This is a genomic window from Jeongeupia sp. HS-3 (genome assembly GCF_015140455.1).
In the GTDB taxonomy this organism is placed as follows: Bacteria; Pseudomonadota; Gammaproteobacteria; order Burkholderiales; family Chitinibacteraceae; genus Jeongeupia.
Genome location: NZ_AP024094.1, coordinates 764,389 through 788,877, shown reverse-complemented (window position 1 = coordinate 788,877; position 24,489 = coordinate 764,389). Strand labels below are relative to the sequence as shown.

General features: G+C 63.8%; 23 protein-coding genes, 2 tRNA genes and 1 pseudogene. 14 read left to right on the top strand and 12 right to left on the bottom strand.

Annotated features, from left to right (window positions below; genetic code table 11):
* The first annotated feature begins 2 nt into the window (after nt 1-2).
* The 4 genes and pseudogenes from JLC71_RS03685 (at nt 3) to JLC71_RS03670 (ending at nt 3,693) form a co-directional block, all read left to right on the top strand.
* Nucleotides 3-842 carry a heme/hemin ABC transporter substrate-binding protein gene (locus JLC71_RS03685; RefSeq protein ID WP_200917326.1) on the top strand — a complete coding sequence of 280 codons (840 nt, stop codon included), beginning with the start codon at nt 3-5 and terminating at the stop codon, nt 840-842.
* 53 nt (nt 843-895) lie between these two features.
* Nucleotides 896-1,939, top strand: coding sequence for a FecCD family ABC transporter permease (locus tag JLC71_RS03680; RefSeq protein WP_200917325.1), 1,044 nt, complete (start codon nt 896-898; stop codon nt 1,937-1,939).
* Nucleotides 1,939-2,724, top strand: coding sequence for a heme ABC transporter ATP-binding protein (locus JLC71_RS03675; RefSeq protein WP_200917324.1), 786 nt, complete (start codon nt 1,939-1,941; stop codon nt 2,722-2,724). The genes JLC71_RS03680 and JLC71_RS03675 overlap by 1 nt, the downstream gene beginning before the upstream one ends.
* A gap of 184 nt (nt 2,725-2,908) precedes the next feature.
* Nucleotides 2,909-3,693 (top strand): annotated as a pseudogene (locus JLC71_RS03670) (IS5 family transposase).
* Here JLC71_RS03670 and JLC71_RS03665 read toward each other — a convergent pair.
* A complete protein-coding gene (locus tag JLC71_RS03665) occupies nt 3,618-4,103 on the bottom strand; it encodes a hypothetical protein (RefSeq protein ID WP_200917323.1) in 486 nt (161 codons plus the stop codon). The pseudogene JLC71_RS03670 and the gene JLC71_RS03665 sit on opposite strands and share 76 nt — an antisense overlap.
* 76 nt (nt 4,104-4,179) lie before the next feature.
* On the opposite strand from JLC71_RS03665, the gene JLC71_RS03660 reads away from it, so the two are divergent.
* On the top strand, nt 4,180-4,533 hold the full coding sequence (locus tag JLC71_RS03660) for a bleomycin resistance protein (protein ID WP_200917322.1): 354 nt from the start codon (nt 4,180-4,182) through the stop codon (nt 4,531-4,533).
* Between the two features lie 9 nt (nt 4,534-4,542).
* Here JLC71_RS03660 and JLC71_RS03655 read toward each other — a convergent pair whose 3' ends face one another.
* The 4 genes from JLC71_RS03655 to rnr form a co-directional block, all read right to left on the bottom strand.
* Nucleotides 4,543-4,986 carry a protein YgfX gene (locus JLC71_RS03655; RefSeq protein ID WP_200917321.1) on the bottom strand — a complete coding sequence of 148 codons (444 nt, stop codon included), beginning with the start codon at nt 4,984-4,986 and terminating at the stop codon, nt 4,543-4,545.
* On the bottom strand, nt 4,983-5,690 hold the full coding sequence (locus JLC71_RS03650) for an SIMPL domain-containing protein (RefSeq protein WP_200917320.1): 708 nt from the start codon (nt 5,688-5,690) through the stop codon (nt 4,983-4,985). The genes JLC71_RS03655 and JLC71_RS03650 overlap by 4 nt, the downstream gene beginning before the upstream one ends.
* Nucleotides 5,691-5,773: 83 nt before the next feature.
* Nucleotides 5,774-6,133 (bottom strand): hypothetical protein, encoded by a 360-nt coding sequence (locus JLC71_RS03645; RefSeq protein WP_200917319.1) that lies wholly within the window; start codon nt 6,131-6,133, stop codon nt 5,774-5,776.
* A gap of 95 nt (nt 6,134-6,228) precedes the next feature.
* Nucleotides 6,229-9,174: a ribonuclease R gene (gene rnr, locus JLC71_RS03640; protein WP_200917318.1), complete on the bottom strand. Its 2,946-nt coding sequence runs from the start codon at nt 9,172-9,174 to the stop codon at nt 6,229-6,231.
* Between the two features lie 65 nt (nt 9,175-9,239).
* Here rnr and JLC71_RS03635 point away from each other — a divergent pair.
* Together JLC71_RS03635 and JLC71_RS03630 are read left to right on the top strand one after the other, a co-directional pair.
* A tRNA-Leu gene (locus JLC71_RS03635) sits at nt 9,240-9,326 on the top strand.
* A gap of 37 nt (nt 9,327-9,363) precedes the next feature.
* Nucleotides 9,364-9,450 (top strand) — tRNA-Leu (locus JLC71_RS03630).
* A 212-nt stretch (nt 9,451-9,662) separates the two neighbouring features.
* Here the strand turns inward: JLC71_RS03630 and JLC71_RS03625 are convergent.
* A complete protein-coding gene (locus JLC71_RS03625; RefSeq protein ID WP_200917317.1) occupies nt 9,663-10,877 on the bottom strand; it encodes an MFS transporter in 1,215 nt (404 codons plus the stop codon).
* A gap of 101 nt (nt 10,878-10,978) precedes the next feature.
* On the opposite strand from JLC71_RS03625, the gene JLC71_RS03620 reads away from it, so the two are divergent.
* Complete coding sequence (locus JLC71_RS03620; protein ID WP_200917316.1) at nt 10,979-11,818, top strand: AraC family transcriptional regulator; 840 nt, start codon at nt 10,979-10,981, stop codon at nt 11,816-11,818.
* A 9-nt stretch (nt 11,819-11,827) separates the two neighbouring features.
* Here the strand turns inward: JLC71_RS03620 and JLC71_RS03615 are convergent, their stop codons facing one another.
* Both JLC71_RS03615 and ybaK read right to left on the bottom strand, forming a co-directional pair.
* Nucleotides 11,828-12,379, bottom strand: a complete 552-nt coding sequence (locus tag JLC71_RS03615) for a cob(I)yrinic acid a,c-diamide adenosyltransferase (protein WP_200917315.1) — start codon at nt 12,377-12,379, stop codon at nt 11,828-11,830.
* 82 nt (nt 12,380-12,461) lie between these two features.
* Nucleotides 12,462-12,959, bottom strand: a complete 498-nt coding sequence (gene ybaK, locus JLC71_RS03610) for a Cys-tRNA(Pro) deacylase (RefSeq protein WP_200917314.1) — start codon at nt 12,957-12,959, stop codon at nt 12,462-12,464.
* A gap of 79 nt (nt 12,960-13,038) precedes the next feature.
* On the opposite strand from ybaK, the gene JLC71_RS03605 reads away from it, so the two are divergent.
* Both JLC71_RS03605 and JLC71_RS03600 read left to right on the top strand, forming a co-directional pair.
* Nucleotides 13,039-14,484, top strand: coding sequence for a protein adenylyltransferase SelO (locus tag JLC71_RS03605; protein WP_200917313.1), 1,446 nt, complete (start codon nt 13,039-13,041; stop codon nt 14,482-14,484).
* Nucleotides 14,485-14,660: 176 nt separating this feature from the next.
* Nucleotides 14,661-16,130, top strand: a complete 1,470-nt coding sequence (locus JLC71_RS03600) for an inorganic phosphate transporter (protein ID WP_236250967.1) — start codon at nt 14,661-14,663, stop codon at nt 16,128-16,130.
* A gap of 51 nt (nt 16,131-16,181) precedes the next feature.
* On the opposite strand, the gene JLC71_RS03595 is transcribed toward JLC71_RS03600, so the two are convergent.
* The 4 genes from JLC71_RS03595 to JLC71_RS03580 form a co-directional block, all read right to left on the bottom strand.
* Nucleotides 16,182-16,865, bottom strand: a complete 684-nt coding sequence (locus JLC71_RS03595; protein WP_200917311.1) for an amino acid ABC transporter permease — start codon at nt 16,863-16,865, stop codon at nt 16,182-16,184.
* Nucleotides 16,865-17,521 (bottom strand): amino acid ABC transporter permease, encoded by a 657-nt coding sequence (locus JLC71_RS03590; RefSeq protein WP_200917310.1) that lies wholly within the window; start codon nt 17,519-17,521, stop codon nt 16,865-16,867. The genes JLC71_RS03595 and JLC71_RS03590 overlap by 1 nt, the downstream gene beginning before the upstream one ends.
* A gap of 93 nt (nt 17,522-17,614) precedes the next feature.
* Nucleotides 17,615-18,421 carry an ABC transporter substrate-binding protein gene (locus tag JLC71_RS03585; RefSeq protein WP_200917309.1) on the bottom strand — a complete coding sequence of 269 codons (807 nt, stop codon included), beginning with the start codon at nt 18,419-18,421 and terminating at the stop codon, nt 17,615-17,617.
* Between the two features lie 249 nt (nt 18,422-18,670).
* Entirely contained in the window at nt 18,671-19,618 is a 948-nt protein-coding gene (locus tag JLC71_RS03580) for a histone deacetylase family protein (RefSeq protein WP_236250966.1), read from the bottom strand.
* A gap of 113 nt (nt 19,619-19,731) precedes the next feature.
* Here JLC71_RS03580 and JLC71_RS03575 point away from each other — a divergent pair, with 113 nt between their 5' ends.
* The 4 genes from JLC71_RS03575 to JLC71_RS03560 are packed head-to-tail and all read left to right on the top strand — an operon-like array spanning nt 19,732 to nt 24,479.
* Nucleotides 19,732-20,622: a DUF6268 family outer membrane beta-barrel protein gene (locus tag JLC71_RS03575; protein ID WP_200917308.1), complete on the top strand. Its 891-nt coding sequence runs from the start codon at nt 19,732-19,734 to the stop codon at nt 20,620-20,622.
* Nucleotides 20,623-20,642: 20 nt separating this feature from the next.
* Nucleotides 20,643-21,554 (top strand): AAA family ATPase, encoded by a 912-nt coding sequence (locus JLC71_RS03570; RefSeq protein WP_200917307.1) that lies wholly within the window; start codon nt 20,643-20,645, stop codon nt 21,552-21,554.
* Nucleotides 21,555-21,567: 13 nt separating this feature from the next.
* Complete coding sequence (locus JLC71_RS03565) at nt 21,568-22,521, top strand: DUF58 domain-containing protein (protein WP_200917306.1); 954 nt, start codon at nt 21,568-21,570, stop codon at nt 22,519-22,521.
* Nucleotides 22,518-24,479 (top strand): transglutaminase TgpA family protein, encoded by a 1,962-nt coding sequence (locus tag JLC71_RS03560; protein WP_200917305.1) that lies wholly within the window; start codon nt 22,518-22,520, stop codon nt 24,477-24,479. Before JLC71_RS03565 ends, JLC71_RS03560 begins: the two co-directional genes overlap by 4 nt.
* The last annotated feature ends 10 nt before the right edge of the window (nt 24,480-24,489 follow it).

Genomic DNA, 24,489 nt, shown 5'->3' with positions numbered 1-24,489 from the left:
AGATGAAACAGCGCCTTGCCCTCCTCCTTGCCGCCGTTCTGGCCTTCGCCACGTTGACGGCGCAAGCCGCGCCGCAGCGCGTCGTCGCCCTCGGCGGCCCGCTCACCGAGATTGTCTACGCGCTCGGCGCCGGCAATCGACTGATCGGTGTCGATCAGTCGAGCACCTATCCGGAAGCGGCCAAGGCGCTGCCCAAGGTCGGCTACTACCGTGCATTTTCGCTCGAAGGCGTGGCGGCACTGAAGCCCGACCTCATTCTCGCCTCGGATCAGGCCGGCCCGCCGCAAGCGCTCGAACAGCTGCGCCGGCTCGGCCTGCGCGTGATCGTGCTGCCGAGCGCGCCGACGCTGGATGCGCTCGAACAGCGCATGCACGGCGTCGCCGCCGCGCTCGGCCTGCGCAACGATGGTCGGGCGATGGTGGCCGAGCTGCGCAAGCAGGTCGATGCCCTCGCCGCCAAACAGCTCGGCCCGACCCGGGCGCTGCTGCTGATCAACCGCAGCGGCAATCCGGAAGGCGCCGGCACCGATACCAGCGCCGACGCCATGCTCAAGCTCGCCGGCTACCGCAACGTGCTCGCCAAGCAGAAGGGCTACAAGCCGCTGTCGCTCGAAGGCATTGCCGCGCTCAAGCCCGAGCTGATCATCACCTCGACCGCCTCGATCGCGGCATCGGGCGGCATTGACGCACTGCTGGCCAAGCCGGGCATTGCCACCACACCAGCGGCACAAGCGCGGCGGGTGATCGTGATGGACGATCTGCTCTTGCTCGGCTACGGCCCGCGCCTGCCGCAAGCCCTGCGCGAACTCAAGGCGGCGCCTGCCGCCGTGGCCAGTCGATAATCCCCAGCCGATAATCCAGGCTCCGCTCTTGATCGCCCAGCCCCCGGTGTAACATGACCTCCGTGACTTCCGCCTTCTCCTCCCCCTTGCCTGCAGCGTCGAAAACCTCGCGCTGGCGCACGCCCGCCGGTGTGCTGACGATATTGGCCGTGCTGCTGATCGCGCTGATGCTGCTATCGGCCAGCAGCGGCGCGCTGCACATCCCGCTCTCCGCGCTGCCAAGCCTGCCGTTCGGGGCCGAGGGCGCCGACGAAGCGCTGTGGCGCAGCGTGCTGATCGATGTCCGCCTGCCCCGCGTGCTGTTCGCCGCGCTGGCCGGCGCGGCGCTGGCACTGTCGGGTGCGGCGATGCAGGCACTATTCCGCAACCCGCTAGCCGAACCGGGGCTGATCGGCATCTCGGCCGGCGGCGCGCTCGGTGCCGTCGGCGCCATCGTGCTCGGCGGCGGTTCCTTCATGGTGCTGGCACCGGCGGCCTTCATCGGCAGCCTGATCGCCACCGTCGCCGCCTATCATCTGGGCCGGCGTTATCCGGGTATGGCCGGCCTGCTGCTCGCCGGCGTCGCGATCAACGCGATCTGCGGTGCGCTGGTCGGGCTGTTCACCTATCTGGCCGACGACAATCAGCTGCGCAGCCTGACCTTCTGGAACATGGGCAGTCTCGCCGGCGCCAGCTGGCTGCTGCTCGCCGGTCTGGCTCCGTGGACGATCATCATCGGCGCGCTGATCACCCGTGACTGGCGCGCAATGAACGCATTGCTGCTCGGCGAGCGCGAAGCGCTGCACCTGGGCTTTCCGCTCAAGGCGCTACGCCGCCGGCTGATCGTGCTGACCGCGCTCTTGGTCGGCCCGCTGGTTGCCGCCACCGGCTCGATCGGCTTTGTCGGCCTGGTCGTGCCGCACCTGGTACGGCTGGCACTCGGCGCCGATCACCGCTGGCTACTGCCGACGGCTATCGTCGCCGGTGCCATCGCGCTGACGCTGGCCGACTGGCTGGCACGGATCGCGGTGATCCCGGCCGAACTGCCGATCGGCATCGTCACCAGCCTGGTCGGCGGCCCCTTCTTCCTGTGGCTGCTGGCGCAGCGGAGACACTGATGCTGCTCGCTGAAAACATCTTTATCGAACGTGGCGGCAAGGTCGTGCTCGACGACGTGACGCTGTCACTGTCGGCCGGCGAAGTCGTCGGCGTGCTCGGCGCCAACGGCGCCGGCAAATCGACGCTGCTGACGATGCTGGCCGGCGAACTGGCGCCGCAACGCGGCAATATATCGATCGACGGCACACCGTTGGCGCAGCTCGGCAACGGTGAGCTGGCCCGCAAGCGCGCGGTGCTGCCGCAATCGCCGTCGCTGTCGTTCAACCTCGGCGTCTGCGAAGTCGTCGCCATGGGTGCCTACCCGTTTCCCGAGCTGTCGACCACCGAGGTCGAGCAACTGATGATCCGGGCACTGGCGCTGGCCGACGTCTCGCATCTGGCCGGCCGCCGCTATCCGCAGCTCTCGGGCGGCGAGGCACAGCGGGTGCAGTTTGCCCGCGTACTGGTGCAGACGCTCGCGGCGCGGCAAAGCCACGGCGGGCGCTTCCTGCTGCTCGACGAACCGACTGCCAGCCTCGACCCGAAACACCAGCAGGCACTGCTCGCCTGCGCCAAACAACTGGCGCGCGACGAGCGGATCGGCGTGCTGGTGATCCTGCACGATGTGAACCTCGCCGCCGCATGGTGCGATCGGCTGGCACTGCTGGCGCAAGGGAAACTGGTCGGCTGCGGCGATCCGGCGAGCGTGCTGACACCGGCGACGCTGAATGCAGTCTATGGTGTAGCCGCCGAGGTCATCCCGCATCCGCGCGATGCGAACCGGCCGCTGGTGCTGTTCAACTAGAGCGGCTATGCCCCAAGGGCACTTCCTGCCGGGCGCAAATCCTGCTGGCGGCGTTGTGCTCACTTGCCGTACTACTCGTACTGTCGACGTTTCGCCCGCCTTGCCAGCACCGTTGCACTGGATTTTGCTAAGCGCTCTTAGATGGTGTCGTCACGAGTGATTGGCGAGTGTGTATGCTGCCGCCATGACAAGCACACCGCCGACCAAGCGCCTGGTACACCGCCGCCACGACCTTCCTGATCAAACGTGGCTTTTGCTCGAACCGCTCCTGCCCGGTCGCCACGGCGCCTGGGGCGGCCGGGCCAGAGATAACCGCCTGTTCCTCAACGCCGTGTTCTGGATTTTGCGTACCGGCGCCCCATGGCGCGATTTGCCGCCCGATTATGGCGACTGGAAGAACACCCACCGCCGCTTTTGTCGCTGGCGTGACAAGGGCGTCTGGGCACACCTGCTTGAAGCGCTGATCACCAATCCGGATTTCGAATAGCTGATGATCGACGCCACGCATGCCAAGGTGCATCCGCATGCCGCCGGCGCACGCGGCGGCAATCAGGCAATGGGGGTGACCAAAGGGGGCTAAACAGTAAGCTGCACTTGGCGGTGGACGCGCACGGCATGCCGGTGCGGGTCTTGGTGACCTCGGGCACGACGGCGGACTGCACCCAGGGCGGCGCGTTGATTGACGGCTTGAGCGCGGAATACCTGCTGGCTGATCGTGGCTATGACAGCGACGCCATCGTTGCTCAGGCCTCGGCGCAAGGCATGAGAACGGTGATTCCGTCGCGCCGCAACCGTAAGGCGCCGCGTGAACACGATGCGGCGCTGTATCGCCACCGGCATCTGGTTGAAAATGCGTTTTTGCAGCTCAAACGCTGGCGAGGCATCGCCACGCGCTATGCCAAGAATGCGGCGTCATTCCTGGCGGCAGTCCAGATTCGCTGCATTGCGATCTGGGCGTGCATCTTGTGACGACACCACCTAGTGTTCGCCGGTGCGAACAGGCTGTGCGCATCAAGGATCTCGTACGCGATCGCCGGTCTGTCGTTCAGGCAGCGGCGCACCGCGGCCGGGATCGCCTGCTGCGTCTTGCGGCACAGCCCCGGATGCGGATCAAAAGCGATCTCAAAGCCGAGCGCCGTGCGCACCTCGTTCGGCCCCGGTCGTATCCGCAACACCACGCCGAGCTGCGCCTCGATCCTGGCGCAGACCTGCTGCAGATCGGCGTAGTCGCGGGCCCGCGCGATGCGCTCGACCAACTTGCGCTCGTCGTCGCGCGTCAGCAGCAGCACACGGCAGTCGGCGAACGGGTCATCGAGCAAGGCATCGCGGCCACAGACGCAGGCGCCGGGTGGACAGGGATTGCGGATCTCGGCAGGCATGGCCCTCAAGCCGTCGTAGTCGAATCGTCAGTGTTACATAAGTCGTACGATTGCACGCGTCTTGTCGGAGAACATGATGAAAGGACACATCACCGCCACCGTCCCGGTGCTCGCCTCGCTGAACATCGCCGAATCGGCCGCCTACTACCAGACGCTGGGCTTCGCGGTGACGCTGCAGCTGCCCGACTACCTGATCGTCGCCCGCGACGGCTGCGAGCTGCACTTCTGGCCGTGCGACGAGCGCCACATTGCCGAGAGCACCTCGTGCTATGTGCGCAGTGACGATGTCGACGCGCTGCACGCCGAGTTCACCGAGCGCGGCGTGCGCCACCGGCCACCGGTGGTACAGCCGTGGGGGATGAAGGAGCTGTACATCCTTGATCCGCACGGCAATCTGCTCAAGTTCGGCGAGATCATCGCCGGCCGGTAGCGCGGCGAATCAGGACGGCTGCGGCGCTTCACCCAAGCGTCGCTCGATGCGCCGCAACACCGCCGGCCGCTCCCAACGCAGCCAGATGCGCCATTGCCGCAAGGTTTCGCTATCGGCGCTGTCGGGCCACAGGACCAGCGCGCAACGGCCGCGCTCGCTCACAAACTGCAAGGCAATCAGCCAGACGCCGACCCGCGACGCCGGCGCAATCGCCGCCGGGCTGGCGCTGCCGTCGGGCCAGCGCAGCAAGACCGTACCGTCGTCGCAGCCATCGATCCCAAGCGGCAAGACGCGCCGCTGAGTCATCCACGCAGCAGCGATCAGCCAAACCAGCCCGAACGCGCCCCATGGCCACGGCGCGGCGATGGCTGCGGCGGCCGCGGCGAACCCGGCCACCGCATGCAAGCATCGTTGTTGCCGCGAACGGACCAGCCGCAGCGGCAACGGCGTCATTGCAGAACCTGAATACTGCCGGACACGCTGACCGACACGCGGCTATCGCCACCTTCGAGCATCGGCGCCGCAGCCACCGCATCGGCCGACATTGCGCGTGCGGCCTTGTAGACCGGCATCGGCGGCGACGATTGGCCTGAATCGACATTAACGTTGATCACCTTGAAACCGCTGCCGTCCAGATTGCGGCGAACCAGGTCGGCGCGCTTGCGGAAGGCCTTGAGGCTTTCTTCGATCAGCTCGTTCTCGACCTCATCACGTTTCTGTTCGGATACGCCGTAGCGCACATCGGCCAGTTGCATGCCAAGGCCACCGGCCAGCGGCTGTTGCAGTTCGCCGAGCAACTTCGACAGCGCGGCGAAATCCTTGCTGCTCAAGCGCAACTCGCCCCGACCGCGCCAGCCTTCATGCTTGTTGGTCTTGTTGTTGTAGACCGGGAAGGTCGTGTAACCGGTACCGCCCGATTGCACGCTACTGACCGCCTTGACGCGCTTGAGCGCCGCCGCGAGCGTCTGGTTGACCTTGTCCGACAAACGCGCCGGATCGCTGTCGTTGAGCTCGACATAGAGCAAGGCGCGCACGGTGTCGTTGCCGACCTCGCGGCTCGCCTGCGCATTGAGATTGACGACGTTGTAATTGAGCGTTTCAGCCAGAACAGGCCCGGACAAGCCGGCGATCAACAGGCAGGCAGCAATACGGCGCATCGGTTTTCCCTTAAAAAATCATGGCCCGTACAAGGGCCATGACGTGTGTCGCACCGAAGCCTGCAGCAAAGCAGGCGCCGGCTTTAGTGATAGCTGTGATCCGACGGCGTGTTGTGGATTTCCTCGGACACGCTGTCCATGACGCCGAGATGAATCTCGACATCGAACCACTCCCAGAAGAGCTTGAGATTGCGTTTCTTGGGCCAGAGTTCCTCATCGCCCACCCAGGACGACAATTCCAGCTCGAAAATCTCTTCGGCGATTTCGTCGATATGCGCAATGCCGTCCTCGGGCTCGTTGGCTTCCGGGATCATGATCACGGTGCAGTCGGCACGGATGTCTTCAAGTGACAGCGGAATATCGTTTCCCGGCAAACCCAGCAGCCAATCCAAAAATGGCTGCTTGGGACGAATCAGCGCAACCGAACGGTCAACGATAAACATACGGGAATTCCCTTCTTAAAATCGGGTTGAATACAGACAAAAACTCAGGCGATCGCGACCCCGTTTTCACAGGGTCGCCAAGATACACCGTTCGATCAGGATTTTCTGCGACGTGTGCGCGCTGGCGGTGTCGGCTCGGCCGGTGTTGCAAGCACTGGCGTTGCAACCACCGGAGGCGCCAACAAGGCCGCGATGGCCGGCTTGCGACGCGTTGGTGCCTTGGCCGCCGGCGCATCAGCCACCGGTGTGGCCGGCGCGGGTTTCGCCGCAGCAGGTGCGCGCTTTCTGGCCGGGGCCGGAGCAGGTGGAACCGCCGTCGGCACAGCAGTAGTGCCACGCGGACGCTTCGCCGCCGGTGCTGCCGCTGTCGCCGGCTTGCTGGCGACATCCGGCTGCTGTGCCTTGGGCGCTACCGGAGTAACGGGTGAAGCCGCAGGTGTCGTTCTACGTCGGCTAGGCCGTTTCGCCGCGGGCACCGCTGCCGGAGCTGGCTCAGGACGAGCAACAGGAGCCGGCGTTGGCGTTGGCGTTGGCGTTGGCGTTGGCGTTGGCGTTGGCGTTGGCGTTGGCGTCACCGAGCGTACCTTGGCGCGCGCACGACGCGGTGCCGGTTTCGCCGCAACAGGTGCGTCAGCCACCTCGGCGGCGACAGGCGCCGCTGCCGCCGTATCGACCACAAGCTGTGGTACTCGTGCCGCCCCACCACGGCGCTTGCGCGATCGGCTGCTACGCGCTTCAGACACTCGCGGTGCATGCTCACCCGCAGCAGCAAGCTGCGGCGCGATGGCCGGCATAACCACGGCATCGGCCAGCACGAAATCGACCTTGCTGGTTTCAAGGTTAACGCGTGCAACCTTGACCTTGATCCGGTCGGTCAGCCGGTACAAGGCACCACTGCGCTCGCCCTTCAACTCATGCCGACGATCGTCGAAGTTGAAGTAATCCTTACCGAGCTCGGAAATATGCAGCAGCCCTTCGACATACAGACCGTCGAGCATCACGAACAGACCAAAACCGGTGACGGCCGAAATCGTGCCTTCGAACTCCTCGCCGACCTTGTCGCGCATGAAATAGCACTTGAGGAAGTTGAGCACATCGCGGCTAGCCTCATCGGCGCGGCGCTCGGTCATCGAGCACTGCAGGCCGAGGTCTTCCCATTTCTTGGCCGGGCGATACTTCTTGCCGGCCAGCACCGCCTTGATCGCACGGTGTACCAGCAGATCCGGGTAACGACGAATCGGCGAGGTGAAGTGGGCGTAGGCTTCATAACCCAAGCCGAAGTGGCCCTTGTTGTCCGGGCTGTACACCGCCTGGCGCAGACTGCGCAGCAACAGTGTTTGCAGCAAACCGGCATCGGGGCGCGCCTTGATCTTTGCCAGCACATCGGCGTAATCGGATGCACTCGGCTCGTCATCGCCTTCAAGGAACAGACCGCAGGTCTTCAAATATTCGCGCAGGTATTCGAGTTTTTCCGGCGTCGGGCCTTCGTGCACCCGAAACAGCGTCGGATGCTTGGCTTCGATGAGGAAATCGGCCGCGCAGACGTTGGCGGCAAGCATGCATTCTTCGATCAGCTTGTGCGCATCATTGCGCACCACCGGGACGATCTCGCGGATCTTGCCCTTGTCATCGAAGATCACTTCGGTTTCGGTCGTCTCGAAATCGATCGCGCCACGTTGCTTGCGCGCATCGGCAAACGCCTGGAACAGCGCGTACAGCGTCTGCAACTGCGGCAGCAGTTTCTTGTTTTCCTTGGCAAGCTCACCATCGGGCTGCGACAGCATTTCCCAGACCTTGTTGTAGGTCAGCCGCGCCTTTGAATGCATCACCGCCGGGTAGAAGCGGTATTTCTTGATCAAGCCCTTGGCACTGACCTGCATGTCGCAAACCATGGCCAAGCGTTCAACATCGGGATTGAGCGAGCAGATGCCGTTGGACAGTTCTTCCGGCAACATCGGGATCACCCGGCGCGGGAAGTAAATCGAATTACCCCGTTCGATCGAGGTCAGATCAAGCGCATCGTCCGGGGTCACATAATGGCTAACGTCGGCAATCGCCACCACGAGGCGCCAGCCCTTGCCTTTTTTCTCGGCGAAAACGGCATCGTCGAAGTCACGCGCGGTTTCGCCATCGATGGTCACCAGCGGCAGATCGCGAATATCTTCGCGCTCGACACCCATGATGGACTTCCAGTCCTTCTTGCGAACCTTGAGCGGGGTCTCGGCGGCCTGCACCTGCGCGGCATCGGAGAACACGTACGGCAGATTGTGTTTGCGCAGCGCGATCTCGATTTCCATACCCGGATCGTCATAACGCCCGAGAATTTCACTGATGCGCCCCAGCGGCTGTACGTGGCGTTCCGGTTGCTGAACAATTTCGACCATGACCACTTGGCCTGGCTCGGCACCACTCACATCACCCGGTGCAATCAGGATTTCCTGACTGATGCGCTTGTCCTCGGCGCTGACGATATTGACGCCGCGCTCACAGCGCAGCCGCCCGACAAGGGTATTGTTGGCGCGTTCGAGCACCTCGACAATTTTGCCCTCGCGCCGGCCACGGCGATCCAGACCGACCTGCTGACCAAGCACGCGGTCGTTATGCAGCACCTTGGCCATTTCACGCGGGCCAAGGTAAAGGTCGCTGCTGTCGTCATCGGGAACGAGGAAACCAAAGCCGTCCGGGTGCCCCTGGACACGCCCGGCGATCAACGCCACTTTTTCCGGCAGGCACAAGGCCCCCTTGCGGTTGATCAATAGCTCGGCTTCACGCGCCATCGCGGCCAGACGGCGCTGGAAGGCGATCTGCTCTTCTTCGGCGATATCAAGCATGCGCGCGAGCTCGTCCGCATCGAGCGGCGCGCCGGCATCGGCAAGCAACTGCAGAATGAATTCACGACTTGGAAGCGGGGATTCGTAACGCTCGCGCTCACGCGCGAGGTAAGGATCCTGAGCCCGCAGGCCCTTGAGTTTGGCTGACCGTTTCACCGGCGCTGCAGTTTTTTCAGATTTTTCGATTTTTTCGGCCTTGTTTCTTGACATCGCTTCGTTGCTTCCTTATAGTCGCCACCTCTTGTGCAGCAAGCAGTAGTTTAGCGCAGAGCAGTGCCCAGGTGGCGGAATTGGTAGACGCACTAGGTTCAGGTCCTAGCGGTGGCAACACCGTGGAAGTTCGAGTCTTCTCTTGGGCACCACTACTGACTATATAACTGCTTGCTTCGTGAGATAAATGCCCAGGTGGCGGAATTGGTAGACGCACTAGGTTCAGGTCCTAGCGCTCGCAAGGGCGTGGAAGTTCGAGTCTTCTCTTGGGCACCAATTACGACAAAAACCCCGATCACTCAGATCGGGGTTTTTGTTTTTCCGCCCCGCCATCCCGAGGATCTCCCGATCCGCACTGCCGTCACACCGTGTCACAGACTCGCCTCGACCGAACACCCCCGAACACCCGGTTCCGAACAACTGATCTCGATATAAGCACTCGAATCAGACGTTGCAGCGCCTATCACCGATAGACGCCACCACTCGCCTCAATGCTTTTTCGGTTCCAGATCCGGCAGCAAGCACGTCAGCAGCCCAAGCAGCGGCAGAAACGAGCAAACATGGTAAACGTAGCCGATGCTGGTGTGATCGGCAAGCTTACCCAGTGCCGCGGCGCCGACCCCGCCCATACCGAAAGCAAAACCGAAGAACAACCCGGCCACCATGCCTACCCTGCCCGGAATCAGTTCGGTGGCGTAGACAAGGATGGCCGAGAACGCCGACGCCAGAATGAGGCCGATGACCACCGTCAGCACCGCAGTCCAGAGCAGGCTGGCATACGGCAACATCAGCGCAAACGGTGCAACCCCGAGTATGGAACCCCAGATCACCCGCTTGCGGCCGATGCGATCGCCGATCGGCCCACCGAGCACCGTTCCCGCCGCAACGGCGAACAGGAACAGGAACAGATACAGCTGGGCGTCGCGAATGCCGAGACCGAAGCGGTCGATCAGGTAAAAGGTGTAATAACTGTTCAGGCTGGCCAGATAGAAATACTTCGAGAACACCAAGAGCGCCAGCACCGCCATTGCCCGGATCACCGTGCGACGCGGCAGCGCGGGCACCGCAGCACCTTGGGATCTGCGCCCGGCACTCGCCATCCGCTGCAAACCATACCAATGACCGACACGGTAGAGGATGGCCATGGCCAGCATTGCGGCAATCGAGAACCAGGCGATGCTGCCCTGCCCGTACGGCAGGATCACCAGTGCGGCCAGCAAGGGGCCAAGCGAGGAGCCAAGATTACCGCCGACCTGGAACAATGACTGCGCCAGCCCGTGCCGCCCGCCCGATGCCATGCGCGCGACGCGCGACGATTCGGGATGAAACACCGACGAGCCGATGCCGACCAGCGCGGCCGCCAGCAGCAACCAATGGAAGTGCGCCGCCTGCGACATCAGCAACAGGCCGCAGAGGGTAAAGCCCATGCCGATCGGCAGCGATTGCGGCATGGGGCGGCGATCGGTGTAAAGCCCGATCAACGGCTGCAGCAAGGATGCGGTGAGCTGATACACCAGCGTGATCAGGCCGATCTGCGCAAAGCTCAGCGCGTAGTTGTCCTTGAGCATCGGATAGATCGCCAGGATCAGCGACTGGATCATGTCGTTCAGCAGGTGCGAGACGCTGATCGCCGCCAGCACCATGAAGGCGGTGTTCTGTGTGGCGGTGGCGCCGGCCGGCAGCGTGAGGGGCTTGGATTGCATGTTCGTACTCAACGAAGAATGAGAAGCGCCCCATTTACCAAGGACGAGCGCCCAGTCTATGCTGTCTTTTCAGCACGAATCGGCCATTCATTATCGTCAACATGACAAAATCCGACCTCGATCCGGATCATTACCAGGACCTGAGCCAAACCATAGTCGCCATGCAGCGCAGCTATGGCCGTGGCCACGATTCCGGCATGCACCAGCATCGGCGTGCTCAGCTGATCTATGCCTGCAGCGGCGTCATGCGGGTGGAAACCGCAGCAGGAAACTGGGTACTGCCGCCGCAGCGAGCACTGTGGGTGCCGCCGCTCACGCCGCATCGGGTACAGATTGCCAGCGACGCCGAAATGCGCACGCTCTACGTCGAACCGGCGGCCGCGCCTGGCTTGCCGGAACACTGCAGCGTCCTGGAGGTCAGCCCGCTGCTGCGCGAGCTGATCTTGGCACTGACAGCGTTACCGATCGTGTATCAACCCGAGAGCCGCGCCAGCCTGATCGCCACCTTGATCATCGCCGAGCTGAGGCAGTTGCCGACCGCGCCACTGCATCTACCGATGCCGCACGACCCGCGCCTGCTCAAGCTCTGCCGGCAGGTGCTGGCTCATCCGGGCCGCGATGACCGCTTTGAACAACTGGCCGATCGCGTCGGCGCCAGCAGCCGCACGCTGGCGCGGCGGTTTCGCGACGACACCGGTTTGTCGTTCCGCGAATGGCGCCAGCAAGCCCGGCTGATTCATGCGCTGGAATTGCTGGCGCAGGGAGAGCCGCTCAAACGGCTGGCCGAGCGACTCGGCTACGCCAGCCAGAGCGCGTTCAGCGCCATGTTCCGCCGCGCGCTGGGCGTGGAGCCCAGCCGCTACTTTCAGACCGATCCGCACGATGCCGCACAACGGACAGAGGCCGATCGCGCTGCCGACGTCGAACCGCAGCGCGATTAGCACGCGCCGTCAGGCATTCATGCCCGGTTGCCACAGCACATCCGGCTGCCCGGCGTGCCGATTGGCGATGCGCGAGCCGATGAAGAGCAGATCCGAGAGCCGGTTCAGATATTTGATGCTGGTCGCCGGAATCACCTCCATCTTGTCGAGCGCGACCACCGAACGTTCGGCGCGACGGCAAACACAACGCGCCACGTGCAGCGCTGCCGCTGCGCGACTGCCGCCGGGCAGGATGAATTCGCGCAAGGCCTCCAGCTCGCCATTGAAGGCTTCGACACAGGCTTCAAGACGCAGCAGCTGCGCCTCGGTCATCGCCTCGCGCCCCGGAATACACAATTCGCCGCCGAGATCGAACAGATCGTTCTGAACCCGTATCAGCGCATCGCGCAAATTCGCCGGCAAGGCTTCGGCCAAAACCACGCCGATATGCGAATTGAGTTCATCCACTTCGCCGAGCGCGGTGATGCGTATGCTGTCCTTGCCGATGCGCGAACCATCGCCAAGCCCGGTGGTGCCGTCATCGCCGCCGCGGGTGGTGATCTGGGTAAGTCGATCCGTCATTGTTCTCTCCGTCTTGTTAAGTTGATTGCCCAAGCCGGCGCTTTTTCACCGCCCGGCTTGGCCAGCCTGTCGTTACATCGTGTCAACCGTGTTCGCCGTGCGCCAGCGCGACCTCGACCAAGGTCGGCTTGAGGATCGCCACCACATCAACGGGCGAGATCCCCACCAGGAAGCCGCGCTTGCCGCCGTTCAGGTAGATGGTAGCGAGCCCGCTGATGGATTGCTCCATATATACCGGCATCGCCTTGCGGGTACCGAACGGCGAGGTGCCGCCGACCATATAACCCGAATGCTTGTTGGCGATTTCCGGCGCGCACGGGTGGATGGTTTTCTTGTGCAGCAAGCGCGCCAGGTTCTTGGTCGAGACTTCACAATCGCCGTGCATCAACACAATCAGCGGTTGTTTGTTCTCGTCTTCCATCACCAGCGTCTTGATCACCGCGTGTTCGGCTACGCCCAACTCACGCGCCGACGTCGTGGTGCCGCCCTTTTCTTCGTATTCGTACAAATGTTCGGTGTAACTCACCTTCTGTTGGCGTAGCACGCGCACCGCCGCGGTGACCGGTGTTTTTTCAGCCATGGTTCGATCTCGTCAAGCGCACTCGGGCAACGTAGACTCACCCGATCGTTACTCAAGATTCGCGCAACGCGCGAAAGCCATGAAATATACGCTCGCCACCGCTCCGCTGACACCCCGCTTCGCCTTGCTGCCTAGCCGTTACTACAGCATCACCCCGCCGACGCCGCTACCCTCGCCGCAGCTGTTGGCGTGGAACGCAGGCCTGGCCGAAGCGCTCGGGCTCGATCCCGATCCGGCCAAGCATGTGCAGCTGGCCGAGCTGCTGGTCGGCAATCTGTTGCGGCACGAACGGCCGCTCGCCAGCGTGTATTCGGGCCACCAGTTCGGCCAGTGGGCCGGCCAACTGGGCGACGGCCGGGCGATCCTCGTCGCCGAACTCACCGACGCTCGCGGCCAGATTCAGGAAATCCAGCTCAAGGGCGCCGGGATGACGCCTTATTCGCGCATGGGCGACGGCCGCGCCGTGCTGCGCTCGTCAATCCGCGAATACCTGTGTTCCGAAGCGATGGCCGGCCTTGGCATTCCGACCACACGCGCCCTGGCGCTGGTCGGCTCCAGCGAGCCGGTATGGCGCGAAACCCGCGAAACCGCCGCCGTGGTCACCCGCGTGGCGCCGAGCTTCTTGCGCTTCGGCCATTTCGAACATTTCTACCATCGCGGCGAACACGATGCGGTCAAGGAACTCGCCGACTGGACCATCACGCACTTCTATCCCGAATGCCGCGATACCGCGCAGCCCTACCTCGCCTTGTTCGAGGCCGTGCGCGATCGTACCGCCGCGATGATCGCCGACTGGATGGGCGTGGGCTTCTGCCACGGGGTGATGAACAGCGACAATATGTCGATGCTCGGCCTGACGCTCGACTACGGTCCGTTCGGCTTTCTGGATGGCTTCGACGCCGGTCATATCTGCAACCACTCCGACCACGGCGGTCGCTACGCCTTCAACCAGCAGCCGCAGATCGGCTTGTGGAATCTGGCTTGCCTGGCGCAAACGCTGGTCGATCTGGTCGAAGTCGACAATCTGCGCGCAGCGCTCGACGACTACCAGACCGGGTTCGAGCGCACCTACGCAGAGCGGCTACGTCGCAAGCTCGGTCTGGCCGAATGGCGCGAAACGGACTGGGCGCTGTTCACCCGCTTGCTCGATTTGATGCAGGCCGCCGGCAACGACTGGACCAACTTCTGGCGTGGTCTGAGCCGGCAGCAGGCATCACTGCGCGACGGTTTTCTCGACCGTGACGGTTTCGACGCCTGGTACGCCGATTATCAGACGCGCCTGGCAGCCGACCCGCAAACGCCGGCCGAACGCGAAACCGTGATGCTCGCAGCCAACCCCAAGTACGTGTTGCGCAATCACCTCGCCGAAACCGCCATCCGCCAGGCCAACGACGGCGACTTCAGCGAAATCCTGCGCTTACAGCGCTGCCTGGCCCGGCCGTTCGACGACGCGCCCGAGTTCGACGATCTGGCCGCAGCGGCGCCCGACTGGGCGGCCAGCCTTAGCGTTTCGTGCTCATCGTAAGTACCACCTAAGTCTCGGAAAAGCCCCGGCCACGCTGGCGTTCGGGCACGGCAGTAGTGCCGTCGACCAGCGGCGGGGAAACCTGCGGCCAGCCTGTGTTTGGTCAAGCGACACTGTCATCTTTCTGAGATAATCCGCGACAATTTCAGCCTCCCCTCCTCCTCCCCATGATTGAAATGTTCAGCGGACTCACGCTCACCGTCGGCGTGAGTCTGGCGCTCGCTTTGTTGTTCGTGCTCACCTTCGAGTTCATCAACGGTTTTCACGACACTGCCAATGCGGTCGCCACGGTGATCTACACCAAGGCCATGCCGGCGCATCTCGCGGTCATCGCCTCGGGTATTTTCAACTTCCTGGGCGTGATACTCGGGGGACTCAGCGTCGCCTATGCCATCGTCCATCTGCTGCCGGTCGATCTGCTGATCAATGTCAGCAGCGTCCAGGGGCTGGCGATGGTGTTTTCCTTGCTCGCCGCGGCCATCCTGTGGAACCTCGGCACCTGGTATTTCGGCCTGCCTGCGTCGAGCTCGCATACGCTGATCGGCTCGATTCTCGGCGTCGGCCTCGCCAACGCGTTCATCAACGACACCGACCTCGCCACCGCGATCAACTGGAAGAAGGCCATCGATATCGGCCTCTCGCTGCTGGTCTCGCCCACCGTCGGCTTCCTGCTCGCCGCGCTACTGCTGTTGCTGCTCAAGCGATTCTGGGTCGATGGCAAAATGCACAAGACGCCCGAAGGCCGCCGCGCGATCGACAATAAAAAGCACCCGCCGTTCTGGAACCGCGTGGTGCTGATCGCCTCGGCGATGGGCGTGAGCTTTGCCCACGGTTCGAACGACGGCCAGAAAGGCATCGGTCTGATCATGCTGGTACTGATCGGCATCGTCCCGGCCAAATTCGTGCTCGATCTCGACAGCACCACCTACCAGATCGACCGCACCCGCGATGCGGCGATCCATATGCTGCAGTTCTACGAACAGCACGACAACAAACTCGGCAAATACTTGCTGACCAAGCCGCGCGAGAACAACGGCACCGAAATGCCCAAGCAGTTCCACTGCGACTACCACGACACCCAGCCTGCGGTGCAGTCGCTGGTTGCCAAGCTTGAAGGTATCAAGGACTACAGTCAGATCGCCCCGGCCGCGCGCCCCGATGTGCGCCGGCTGATCCTCTGCCTCGACGACACCGCACGCAAGGTCTCGAAGTTGCCGGAACTCAAATCGCGCGAAGTCGACGACCTGAACAAGCTGCGCGCCGACCTGACCGCGACGACCGAGTATTCGCCCAGATGGGTGATCGTCGCCGTGGCGCTGGCGCTGGGCCTGGGTACGATGATCGGCTGGAAGCGCGTGGTGCTGACCGTGGGTGAGAAGATCGGCAAGCAGGGCATGACCTACGCGCAAGGCATGAGCGCGCAGATCGTCGCCGCCAGCTCGATCGGTATCGCCAACATCTTCGGCCTGCCGGTTTCGACCACGCACGTACTCTCGAGCGGCGTTGCCGGCACCATGGTCGCCAACAAGAGCGGCCTGCAGATGGGCACGATCCGCAACATCCTGCTGGCCTGGCTGTTCACGCTGCCGGCGTCGATGGCACTCGCAGCCGGGTTGTTCTGGGCATCGGTAAAAATCTTTACCTGATCCGGCCGGATTCAAAAAAGGGCGCCTTCGGGCGCCCTTTTTCATTGCCCGTCAGATCGTTCGAAAACGCCGGGCATACGCCAAGGCCGCCAGTTCCAGGCTGCCGCAGATCAGCAGGTAAATCAGCGCCACAAACAGAAAGACCTCGGTCGGGTAAACCATCGCCCGATTGTTGACCTGGGTCGCCAGAAAGGTCAGTTCGCCAACGCCGATGATGTAGGCCAGCGAGGTATCCTTGATCAGCGAAATCCACTGATTGATGAACGACGGCACCATCATCCGCAAGGCCTGCGGCAGCACCACCAGACGCAGGGTTTGCCATTCGCTCAAACCCAGCGACAAGCCGGCCAGCCACTGCCCCCGACCGACCGCGACGATACCCGCGTGCACGGCATGCGAGAGATAAGCGCCACCGATCAGCGCCAGCGCGCACACCACGGTGCCGATCTCGGGCGCGTTGATGCCGAAGACGATGGGCAGCAGGAAATAGAGCCAGAAAATCAGCATCAGTACCGGAATCGCCCGCAGCACATCCAGCAACGCCTGCAGCAGCCTTGCCCGCCAGCCGCGCGCCATCGTCAGCGCCACGCCGCCAGCGACACCCAGCAAGGCCGATGCCGCGCCGCCGATGCTGCTGAGTACCAGCGTCAGCGCCGCGCCGCCGAGCGGGCCATCGGGGTACGTGCCCCACAGGAGATAATCGAGGTTGTCGCGAATCACACTGAAATCGAGCATCACGCCCCCCGCCGCCGGCTGGCGCCCTGCACCAGCGCCACCGCCAGCACGTAAAGCAGCGTGGCGACACCGAAAGCCTGAAAGGTTTTCAGCGTTTCGGTTTCGACCTGCCGCGATGCGTACGAGAGTTCGGCCAGGCCGATCGCCATCGCCAGCGACGAGTTCTTGATCACGTTCATGTACTGGCCGAACAGCGGTGCTCTGGCGATGCGCAGCGCCTGCGGCAGGATCACCCAGCGCAGGCTCTGCCAGCCGGACAGCCCGAGCGCTGCGGCGGCGGCACGCTGGCCACGGCCGACGCCACGGATGCCGGCGCGGATTTCTTCGGCGATAAAGGCCGCGGTATACAAGGTCTGCCCGAACAGCGCGGCGAGCCACTCGAACGACGGCCACGGCACGCCGAGTAGAGATCGCGGCGTGTTCAGCCAGGCCATCGCCGCCTCCGGCAGCAGGCTGGCGGCACCGAAATACCAGAAAAACAACTGCACCAGCAGCGGCGTATTGCGAAACAACGACAGGTAGCCAATGCACGGCCACGCCAGCCAGCGGTGCTCGCGCGCGGCGGAGATCAGCAGTGTCAGGCCGAAGCCCTTGAGCAACCAAAGCAGATAGCGGGGTTCAAGCACGCCGGCAAACAATGCAAGGAGTGAGGTCATGGCGATGGATATCTACAAGGCGCAACGGTGGCACCGAAAAGCACACGGCCCCGCCGGGTAGCGGGGCCGAACCGGGGGGTCAAACGGCGCCGATCAGCGCTGGCCGATCTTGAAGTCGCCACGCGGCAGTGGTGCGTTGCTCTTCGGGCCGAACCACTTGTCGTAGAGCTTGCCCGCCTGATTGGTTTTCTCCAGATCAAGCAAGGTTTCGTTGACCAGCGCGACCAAACGGGTTTCGCCCTTGGTAATGCCGATGCCCTGATATTCATGCGTCAGCGCGAACGGCGATACCTCGTACTTGGCCTTGTCCGGCACCAGCGCCAGCAGCGCGATCAGCTTGGCATCGTCCTGGGTGATCGCCTGGACGTTGCCATTGCGCAGCGCCGCGAACGCCAGCGGCGTGTCGTCGTACGACACCACCGTGGCGTTCGGGTATTTCTCGCGCAGCGTGATTTCCTGCACCGTGCCCTTGTCGGCGCCGATTCGCAGCTTGGCGATATCGTCGGGCTGCTTCAACAGGCCCTTCTTGGCGATGAACTTCTGCCCGGTGGCGAAGTACGGCACGCTGAAATCGACCGTCTTGGCGCGCTCGTCGGTGATGGTGAAGTTGGCGGCGATCAGGTCGACCTTGTTGGCGGTCAGCAGCGGAATGCGGTTGGCCGGATTGGTCGAGCGCAGCTCAACCTTGACGCCCAGCTTCTTGGCGATCGCATGGGCGACATCGACATCAAAACCGACAATCTGCTTGTTCTTGCCGTCGATAAAGCCAAACGGCGGATTGGCGTCGAACACGGCCACGCGCAGCACACCGGCCTTCTTGATGTCGTCGAGCTTGTCGGCCTGGGCAAAGCCGGCGGCCAGCGCCAGCAACGCAAAAATCAGTCCACGAGATGTTTTCATTGCGCACACTCCCTGTTGCCTGTGTTCAGGCTTGTTGCGGTCAACGGCTTTTGGCCGCCGAACCCCGATGGTTTGCAACGATCGCCGCGGATCAAAACGCGGCGTCCTTGTGATCTGGATACTAAGCCCGACCACCAAATAACCATAAATTATAAATATCTATTTCTTAATTCTATTTTTATACGTAAACCGTCAGCGCGTAAAAAAACCCCGCCGGGACGGGCGGGGTTTGCTTGGGCAAGCAGGAAATCAGAGCCCGGCCAGCACCTTGACGTGCGCGGCGACGCTACGCCCCAACGCTGACAGATCGTAACCGCCCTCAAGCATCGAGACGATCCGCCCTTGCGCATGCCGCGCGGCGATCTTCATCAGCCGCTCGGTCACCCAGGTGTAGTCGGCTTCAACCAGACCCATCGATGCCATATCGTCTTCAAGATGCGCATCAAAACCGGCCGAGATCAGGATCAGCTGCGGCGCAAAATCGTCCAGCTGCGGCAGCCAGTGCGCCACGACCATCTCGCGGAAATCCTGCCCGGTGGTCGCGCGCGGCATTGCCACGTTGCGGATGTTGTCGCCCTTGGGCTCGTCGCCACAGTAGGGGAAGAACGGATGCTGGAACATCCCAACCATGAGGATGCGCGGCTCGGTACAAACGATGTCTTCGGTGCCATTGCCGTGGTGAACGTCGAAATCGACGATGGCGATACGTTCGAGCCCGTAGGTATCGATGGCATGACGCGCCGCGATGGCGATATTGTTGAACAGGCAAAACCCCATGCCGCGTGCACGCTCGGCATGGTGGCCCGGCGGGCGCACCGCGCAGAAGGCATTCGCCGCGCGGCCGTCCATGACCAGATCGACCGCATCGATACCGGCACCGGCGGCGTGATAGGCGGCGTTGACGCTGAAACGGTTGATCGCGGTGTCCGGATCAAGGTGCACATAACCTTGGGCCGGCACCATCATCGTCAGGCGCTCGACATACTCGGGATCGTGCACCGCTTCGATCCGGGCGCGGCTGGCCGGCTGCGCATCGACGTGCAGCAGGTAATCCCACAGCTGCGCGGCGATCAAGCGATCGCGGATCGCCGCCAGGCGTTCCGGACATTCGGGATGGCCCTTGCCCATATCGTGCAGGCTGCAGGCGGGATGAGCGAGGTAAGCCGTGGGTTTTTCCGCAGCTTCTGTGTTGTACAAACTCGGCCTCTTGGCGAAAGCTGTTATTGTTTTGCGTTGAACCCCGAGTGTACGCCGCACACCCGACGACGGCAAAATTCACACTCCCCGGCCCATCTACCCCAGGACCGCCCATGCTGCCGCTGCGCCGATTCACCCTTATCGCCTGCTTGCTCGCCACCGGTATCGCCGCAGCCGACGAGCTTGAATACAACGTCGCACTGACACCGGTCTGGCAGGGTGGAACGGCACTGGACGATGGCGGCAAGGCCGGCGTGAACAGCATATTGCTCAGCGCCAGCGTCGATCAGGCAATGAACCCGGGCTGGAGCTTCGGTCTTGGCGCGCGCTTGTCACAGGATCGCTGGTCGTTCGAGTCACCGACACGCTTTGACGGCAAAGCACCATGGGGAAGCATCCGCCAGGGCAGTATCGGCTTTCACGTCAACTACCTCACCGAAGGCCATCAGAGCTTCTCGGTGGTCCCGACCGTCGAATACGCTGCCGAACAAGGCGCATCCGGTAGCGACGCCATCGGCTACGGCGCAACCTTCATCGTTGCGCAGCAGCTCAGCGAAACACTGCAACTGGGGATAGGCGCCGGCGTTTATCGCGAGTTCGACAAAACGTCGGCCTTCCCCTTCCTGATCGTCGATTGGCAGATCGACAAGCAATGGCATCTTGGCAACCCGTTCGACGCCGGCCCGTCCGGCCCCGGCGGGCTGGAGCTCAGCTACGCACCGACCGAGCGCTGGCAAATCGCCGCCGGCGGCGCCTGGCGCTCCGAGCGCTTCCGCCTCAGCAGCGATAATCAGGTCTCGCCAGGTGGCGTCGGCCAGCACGACCGGCTGCCGGTGTATTTGCGTGTCGGTTACGCCGGCCAGCCGGGCTGGCGCATCGACGCCTATGCCGCGGCGGCATTTGCCGGCAAGCTCAAGCTGGAGAACGACAAGGGCAACGACCTCGCCAGCGATCACTACGATACCGCGCCGATGTTCGGTATCAGTTTCTCCGGCGCATTCTAAATACAACGAAAACACCCGCCATGACCCATGCATTGCAACCCGTACTTGCCCAACTAAACCGGGTGATTCTCGGCAAGGAAACACCGATTCGTCTGGCGCTGGCCGGCCTGCTCGCCCAAGGCCACCTGCTGCTCGAGGACGTACCCGGCGTCGGCAAGACCACGCTGGCGCACGCGATTGCCGCGACCCTGGGGCTGCGCTTTTCGCGGGTCCAGTTCACCAGCGACTTGCTGCCGGCCGATCTGCTCGGCGTGTCGGTGTACGAGCGTGACAGCGGGCATTTTCGCTTTCACCACGGCCCGGTCTTCACTCAGGTGCTGCTCGCCGATGAAATCAACCGCGCGCCGCCGAAAACCCAATCGGCATTGCTTGAAGCGATGGAGGAGCGTCAGGTCAGCATCGACGGCGATACTTACGCCCTGCCCGAACCGTTTTTCGTCATCGCGACGCAAAACCCGCAGCACCAGATCGGCACCTTTCCGCTGCCCGAATCTCAGCTGGACCGCTTCCTGATGCGGCTCGAACTCGGCTACCCCGATCACGATGCCGAGCGCGCCATGCTCGCCGGTGAGACGCGCCGCGACATGCTCGCCAAACTCGCACCGGCCTGCGATCCGGACACGCTGGCCACGGCGCAGACGCAGGCGGCCCGGGTAAAAATCGCCGCACCCCTGCTTGATTACGTGCAGGCGCTGGCCGCCGAAACCCGCCACCAGCAACGCTTTGCCTACGGTTTGTCGCCGCGCGCGCTGATCGGCCTGGTCGCGGCAACCCGCGCCTGGGCCTGGCTCGATGGCCGCGACCATGCGATTCCCGAGGATGTGCAGGCGGTGTTCCCGGCCGTTGCCGGCCACCGGCTGCTGTCGCGCGCCAGCGGACGCCCGGACCCGCTGGCAGCGGTCGAGCTGATCGGCACCGTCGCCATTCCTTGAGCCCTGTGCCGAGATGAAGGCCTGGTTCACCCGCCACTGGCAGCGCGCGCTAGCGCGACGTCACCCGCAAAGCGCCGTCATCACGCTGCGGCACAACCGCATCTATGTACTGCCGACATGGTTCGGCATCGCCTATGCCGCCACCGCGCTGCTGGTGTTGATCGGTGCGATCAACTATCAGCTCAGCCTCGCCTACCTGTTCGCGTTTCTGATGCTCGGTCTCGGCAATTCGGCCTTGCTGCAGGCCTATCGCAACCTGCTCAAGCTGCAGCTTCGCGCCCTTGCCGCCGAACCGGTATTCGCCGGCGAAGTCGCCCACTTTCCGATTGCCGTGGCCAATCCGGGCAAGCCGCCCCGGAATGCACTCGGGCTCAAGTTCAACCGTCACGATGTCGGCTGGATCGAACGCATAGGCCGCGACGACGAGGCTATCGCCCGCTTGCCGCTGCTCAGTCATGAACGCGGCTGGCTGACGCTGCCGCCGCTGCGCCTGGAAACCCGCTATCCCACCGGCTGGTGCAAGGCCTGGAGCTACGCGCAATTGTCATCGCGCTGCCTGATCTATCCACACCCCGAGGAAAACCCGCCGCCCTACCTCGATCACGGCGGCGACCACGGCCAGCGGCGGGTTCGCGGCAGCGACGGTTTCGCCGGGCTGCGCGCCTACCAGCCCGGCGACGCGCCCAAACAGATCGCCTGGAAACAGTTTGCCCGGCTCGATGTGCTGCTGGTCCGCGAAAACGACAGCGTGCAAGGCGCCGCGCAGCTGTTCGACTGGCATGCACTCGACGAACTCGGCACCGAAGCCCGGCTATGCCGGCTGACCGCCTGGGTGCTCGCCGCCGATCTCGCCGGCGATCGCTATGGCGTGATTCTGCCCGGCCAGACCTTGCCGCTCGGCGCCGGCCCGGCGCACCGGCACGCCTGCCTGCAAGCGCTGGCACTGTTCGGCAGGGACGAAACATGAGCGGCGCATTGCCGACTCGGGCCTTGTACGCCCTGATCGCCGCGCTGCTGATGGCGCTGCTGCCGCATCTATTGATGCTGCCACCGTGGCTGGCACTACTCATTGTCGCCGTGCCGATCTGGCGCGCCACGCTGGCGTATCGCGGCCGGGCCTTACCCTCCCGCTGGCTGCTTTACGCCTTGATGATCATCTTGCTGGCACTGGTGTTCTGGCAGTTCCGTACGCTGATCGGCCGCACCGGCGGCCTGGCGATGCTGGCGAGCCTGATCGCGGTGAAACTGCTGGAAACCCGGAGTCGGCGCGACGCGCGGGTACTGACGCTGCTGGGTTATTTTTCCGCTGGCGCGATGTTTCTGGTGTCGCAATCGTTCTGGATGCTCGCTTGGGCGCTCGCCACCGCCATCGCGCTGACCACGCAATTGACGGCCTGGCAGCGCCAGCGCGAGCGCCTCGACGGCGAGGAAGCGTGGCGCGCGCTGCGCATGCTCGCCGAAGCCGCGCCGATTGTCCTGTTGCTGTTTCTGCTGTTCCCGCGGCTGTCCGGCCCCCTGTGGAGCATGCCCAGCGAGCGCCCCGACGCCCGCAGCGGCCTCTCCGACGTCATGTCACCGGGCAGTTTTACCGACCTCACGCTCGACGACAGCATCGCGTTCCGGGTTCGCTTCGACGGCATTGCCCCGCCGCCATCGGCGCTGTACTGGCGCGGCCCGGTGTTCGAGCGTTTCGACGGCAAGAACTGGCTGCAAGGCCAGCCCGACACCGCCGCGCCACCGCCACTTGAGACCTTCGGCCCCCAACTGCGCTACAGCATGACGCTGGAGCCGCACGAACGGCCATGGTTGCTGGCGCTGGATCTGCCGACGCAATGGCCCGAGCGCAGCCGGTTGAGTTCGAGACTGCAACTGGTCGCCGACGCGCCGCTGACGCAGCGCCGACGCATCGACGTCGTCAGCAGCCCCGGATGGCGCGCGCGCGAATCCGCCGACGTCCTGGCACGCAATCTGGCGCTGCCACCGGCCGGAAACAGCAAGGCACGCGCGCTCGCGGCGAGCTGGCAATCGCTCCCGCCACAAGCACGCAGCGACGCCGCCTTGCACTGGCTCCGCCAAGGCGGTTTCCACTATTCATTGTCTCCGCCGCTGTTGCCGGGGAGCGACCCTGTCGACGATCTGCTGTTCACGACGCGAGAGGGCTTTTGCGAGCACTACGCCGGCGCCTTCGTGTTCCTGATGCGCGCCGCCGGCGTACCGGCGCGGGTGGTCGGCGGCTATCTCGGTGGCGAGCGCAATCCGAGCGGCGATTACTGGTTAATCCGCCAGGCCGATGCCCACGCCTGGGCCGAGGTCTGGCTTGCCGGCAAGGGTTGGCAACGCGTCGATCCCACCGCCGCCATCGCCCCAAACCGGATCAGTGAGGGATTGGCGCAAAGCGTTGCCGACGGCTCGCGCCTCCCCGCTTCGCTGCGCAGCGAAGCGCCCTGGCTCAAGGCCTTCCGCCTCAATTGGGATGCCACCGTCTATCAATGGAATCGCTGGGTGATCGGTTATGATGCGCAGCGTCAATTGCAGCTGCTCAACCGCCTGGGCATCGATGCGCTGGCGTCGCCGGCCTTCATTGGCTGGTTTGCCGCCGCGATACTCGCGCTGCTCGCCGCCTATGGCGTCGTGCACCGCTGGAGCAACCGGCCGCACCGCCGCGATCCCGCGGCGCGCAGCTGGCAACGCTTCGTCGCCAAACTCGGCCGCGCCAGCATCGTGCCGCACACCGGCGAAGGCCCGGCTCACTTTGCCCGCCGCGCCGCGCTCGCGCTGCCGGCACATGGCGACGATATTGCCGCGATTGCCGCCGCTTACCTCGCCGTCCGCTATGGCGAGGACGCCGACAAACTGGGCGAGCTGCGCGAGCAGGTGAAACGGCTGCGGATACGCCGCCACCACTCGCCCCGCAGCCACACATAAGGACATCCGC

What these genes read in the sequence shown, in the direction of transcription:
- JLC71_RS03685 (WP_200917326.1), top strand. Translation starts at nt 3, where the DNA reads ATGAAACAGCGCCTTGCCCTCCTCCTTGCCGCCGTTCTGGCCTTCGCC.
- JLC71_RS03680 (WP_200917325.1), top strand. Translation starts at nt 896, where the DNA reads ATGACCTCCGTGACTTCCGCCTTCTCCTCCCCCTTGCCTGCAGCGTCG.
- JLC71_RS03675 (WP_200917324.1), top strand. Translation starts at nt 1,939, where the DNA reads ATGCTGCTCGCTGAAAACATCTTTATCGAACGTGGCGGCAAGGTCGTG.
- JLC71_RS03665 (WP_200917323.1), bottom strand. Translation starts at nt 4,103, where the DNA reads ATGCCTGCCGAGATCCGCAATCCCTGTCCACCCGGCGCCTGCGTCTGT.
- JLC71_RS03660 (WP_200917322.1), top strand. Translation starts at nt 4,180, where the DNA reads ATGAAAGGACACATCACCGCCACCGTCCCGGTGCTCGCCTCGCTGAAC.
- JLC71_RS03655 (WP_200917321.1), bottom strand. Translation starts at nt 4,986, where the DNA reads ATGACGCCGTTGCCGCTGCGGCTGGTCCGTTCGCGGCAACAACGATGC.
- JLC71_RS03650 (WP_200917320.1), bottom strand. Translation starts at nt 5,690, where the DNA reads ATGCGCCGTATTGCTGCCTGCCTGTTGATCGCCGGCTTGTCCGGGCCT.
- JLC71_RS03645 (WP_200917319.1), bottom strand. Translation starts at nt 6,133, where the DNA reads ATGTTTATCGTTGACCGTTCGGTTGCGCTGATTCGTCCCAAGCAGCCA.
- rnr (WP_200917318.1), bottom strand. Translation starts at nt 9,174, where the DNA reads ATGTCAAGAAACAAGGCCGAAAAAATCGAAAAATCTGAAAAAACTGCA.
- JLC71_RS03625 (WP_200917317.1), bottom strand. Translation starts at nt 10,877, where the DNA reads ATGCAATCCAAGCCCCTCACGCTGCCGGCCGGCGCCACCGCCACACAG.
- JLC71_RS03620 (WP_200917316.1), top strand. Translation starts at nt 10,979, where the DNA reads ATGACAAAATCCGACCTCGATCCGGATCATTACCAGGACCTGAGCCAA.
- JLC71_RS03615 (WP_200917315.1), bottom strand. Translation starts at nt 12,379, where the DNA reads ATGACGGATCGACTTACCCAGATCACCACCCGCGGCGGCGATGACGGC.
- ybaK (WP_200917314.1), bottom strand. Translation starts at nt 12,959, where the DNA reads ATGGCTGAAAAAACACCGGTCACCGCGGCGGTGCGCGTGCTACGCCAA.
- JLC71_RS03605 (WP_200917313.1), top strand. Translation starts at nt 13,039, where the DNA reads ATGAAATATACGCTCGCCACCGCTCCGCTGACACCCCGCTTCGCCTTG.
- JLC71_RS03600 (WP_236250967.1), top strand. Translation starts at nt 14,661, where the DNA reads ATGTTCAGCGGACTCACGCTCACCGTCGGCGTGAGTCTGGCGCTCGCT.
- JLC71_RS03595 (WP_200917311.1), bottom strand. Translation starts at nt 16,865, where the DNA reads ATGCTCGATTTCAGTGTGATTCGCGACAACCTCGATTATCTCCTGTGG.
- JLC71_RS03590 (WP_200917310.1), bottom strand. Translation starts at nt 17,521, where the DNA reads ATGACCTCACTCCTTGCATTGTTTGCCGGCGTGCTTGAACCCCGCTAT.
- JLC71_RS03585 (WP_200917309.1), bottom strand. Translation starts at nt 18,421, where the DNA reads ATGAAAACATCTCGTGGACTGATTTTTGCGTTGCTGGCGCTGGCCGCC.
- JLC71_RS03575 (WP_200917308.1), top strand. Translation starts at nt 19,732, where the DNA reads ATGCTGCCGCTGCGCCGATTCACCCTTATCGCCTGCTTGCTCGCCACC.
- JLC71_RS03570 (WP_200917307.1), top strand. Translation starts at nt 20,643, where the DNA reads ATGACCCATGCATTGCAACCCGTACTTGCCCAACTAAACCGGGTGATT.
- JLC71_RS03565 (WP_200917306.1), top strand. Translation starts at nt 21,568, where the DNA reads ATGAAGGCCTGGTTCACCCGCCACTGGCAGCGCGCGCTAGCGCGACGT.
- JLC71_RS03560 (WP_200917305.1), top strand. Translation starts at nt 22,518, where the DNA reads ATGAGCGGCGCATTGCCGACTCGGGCCTTGTACGCCCTGATCGCCGCG.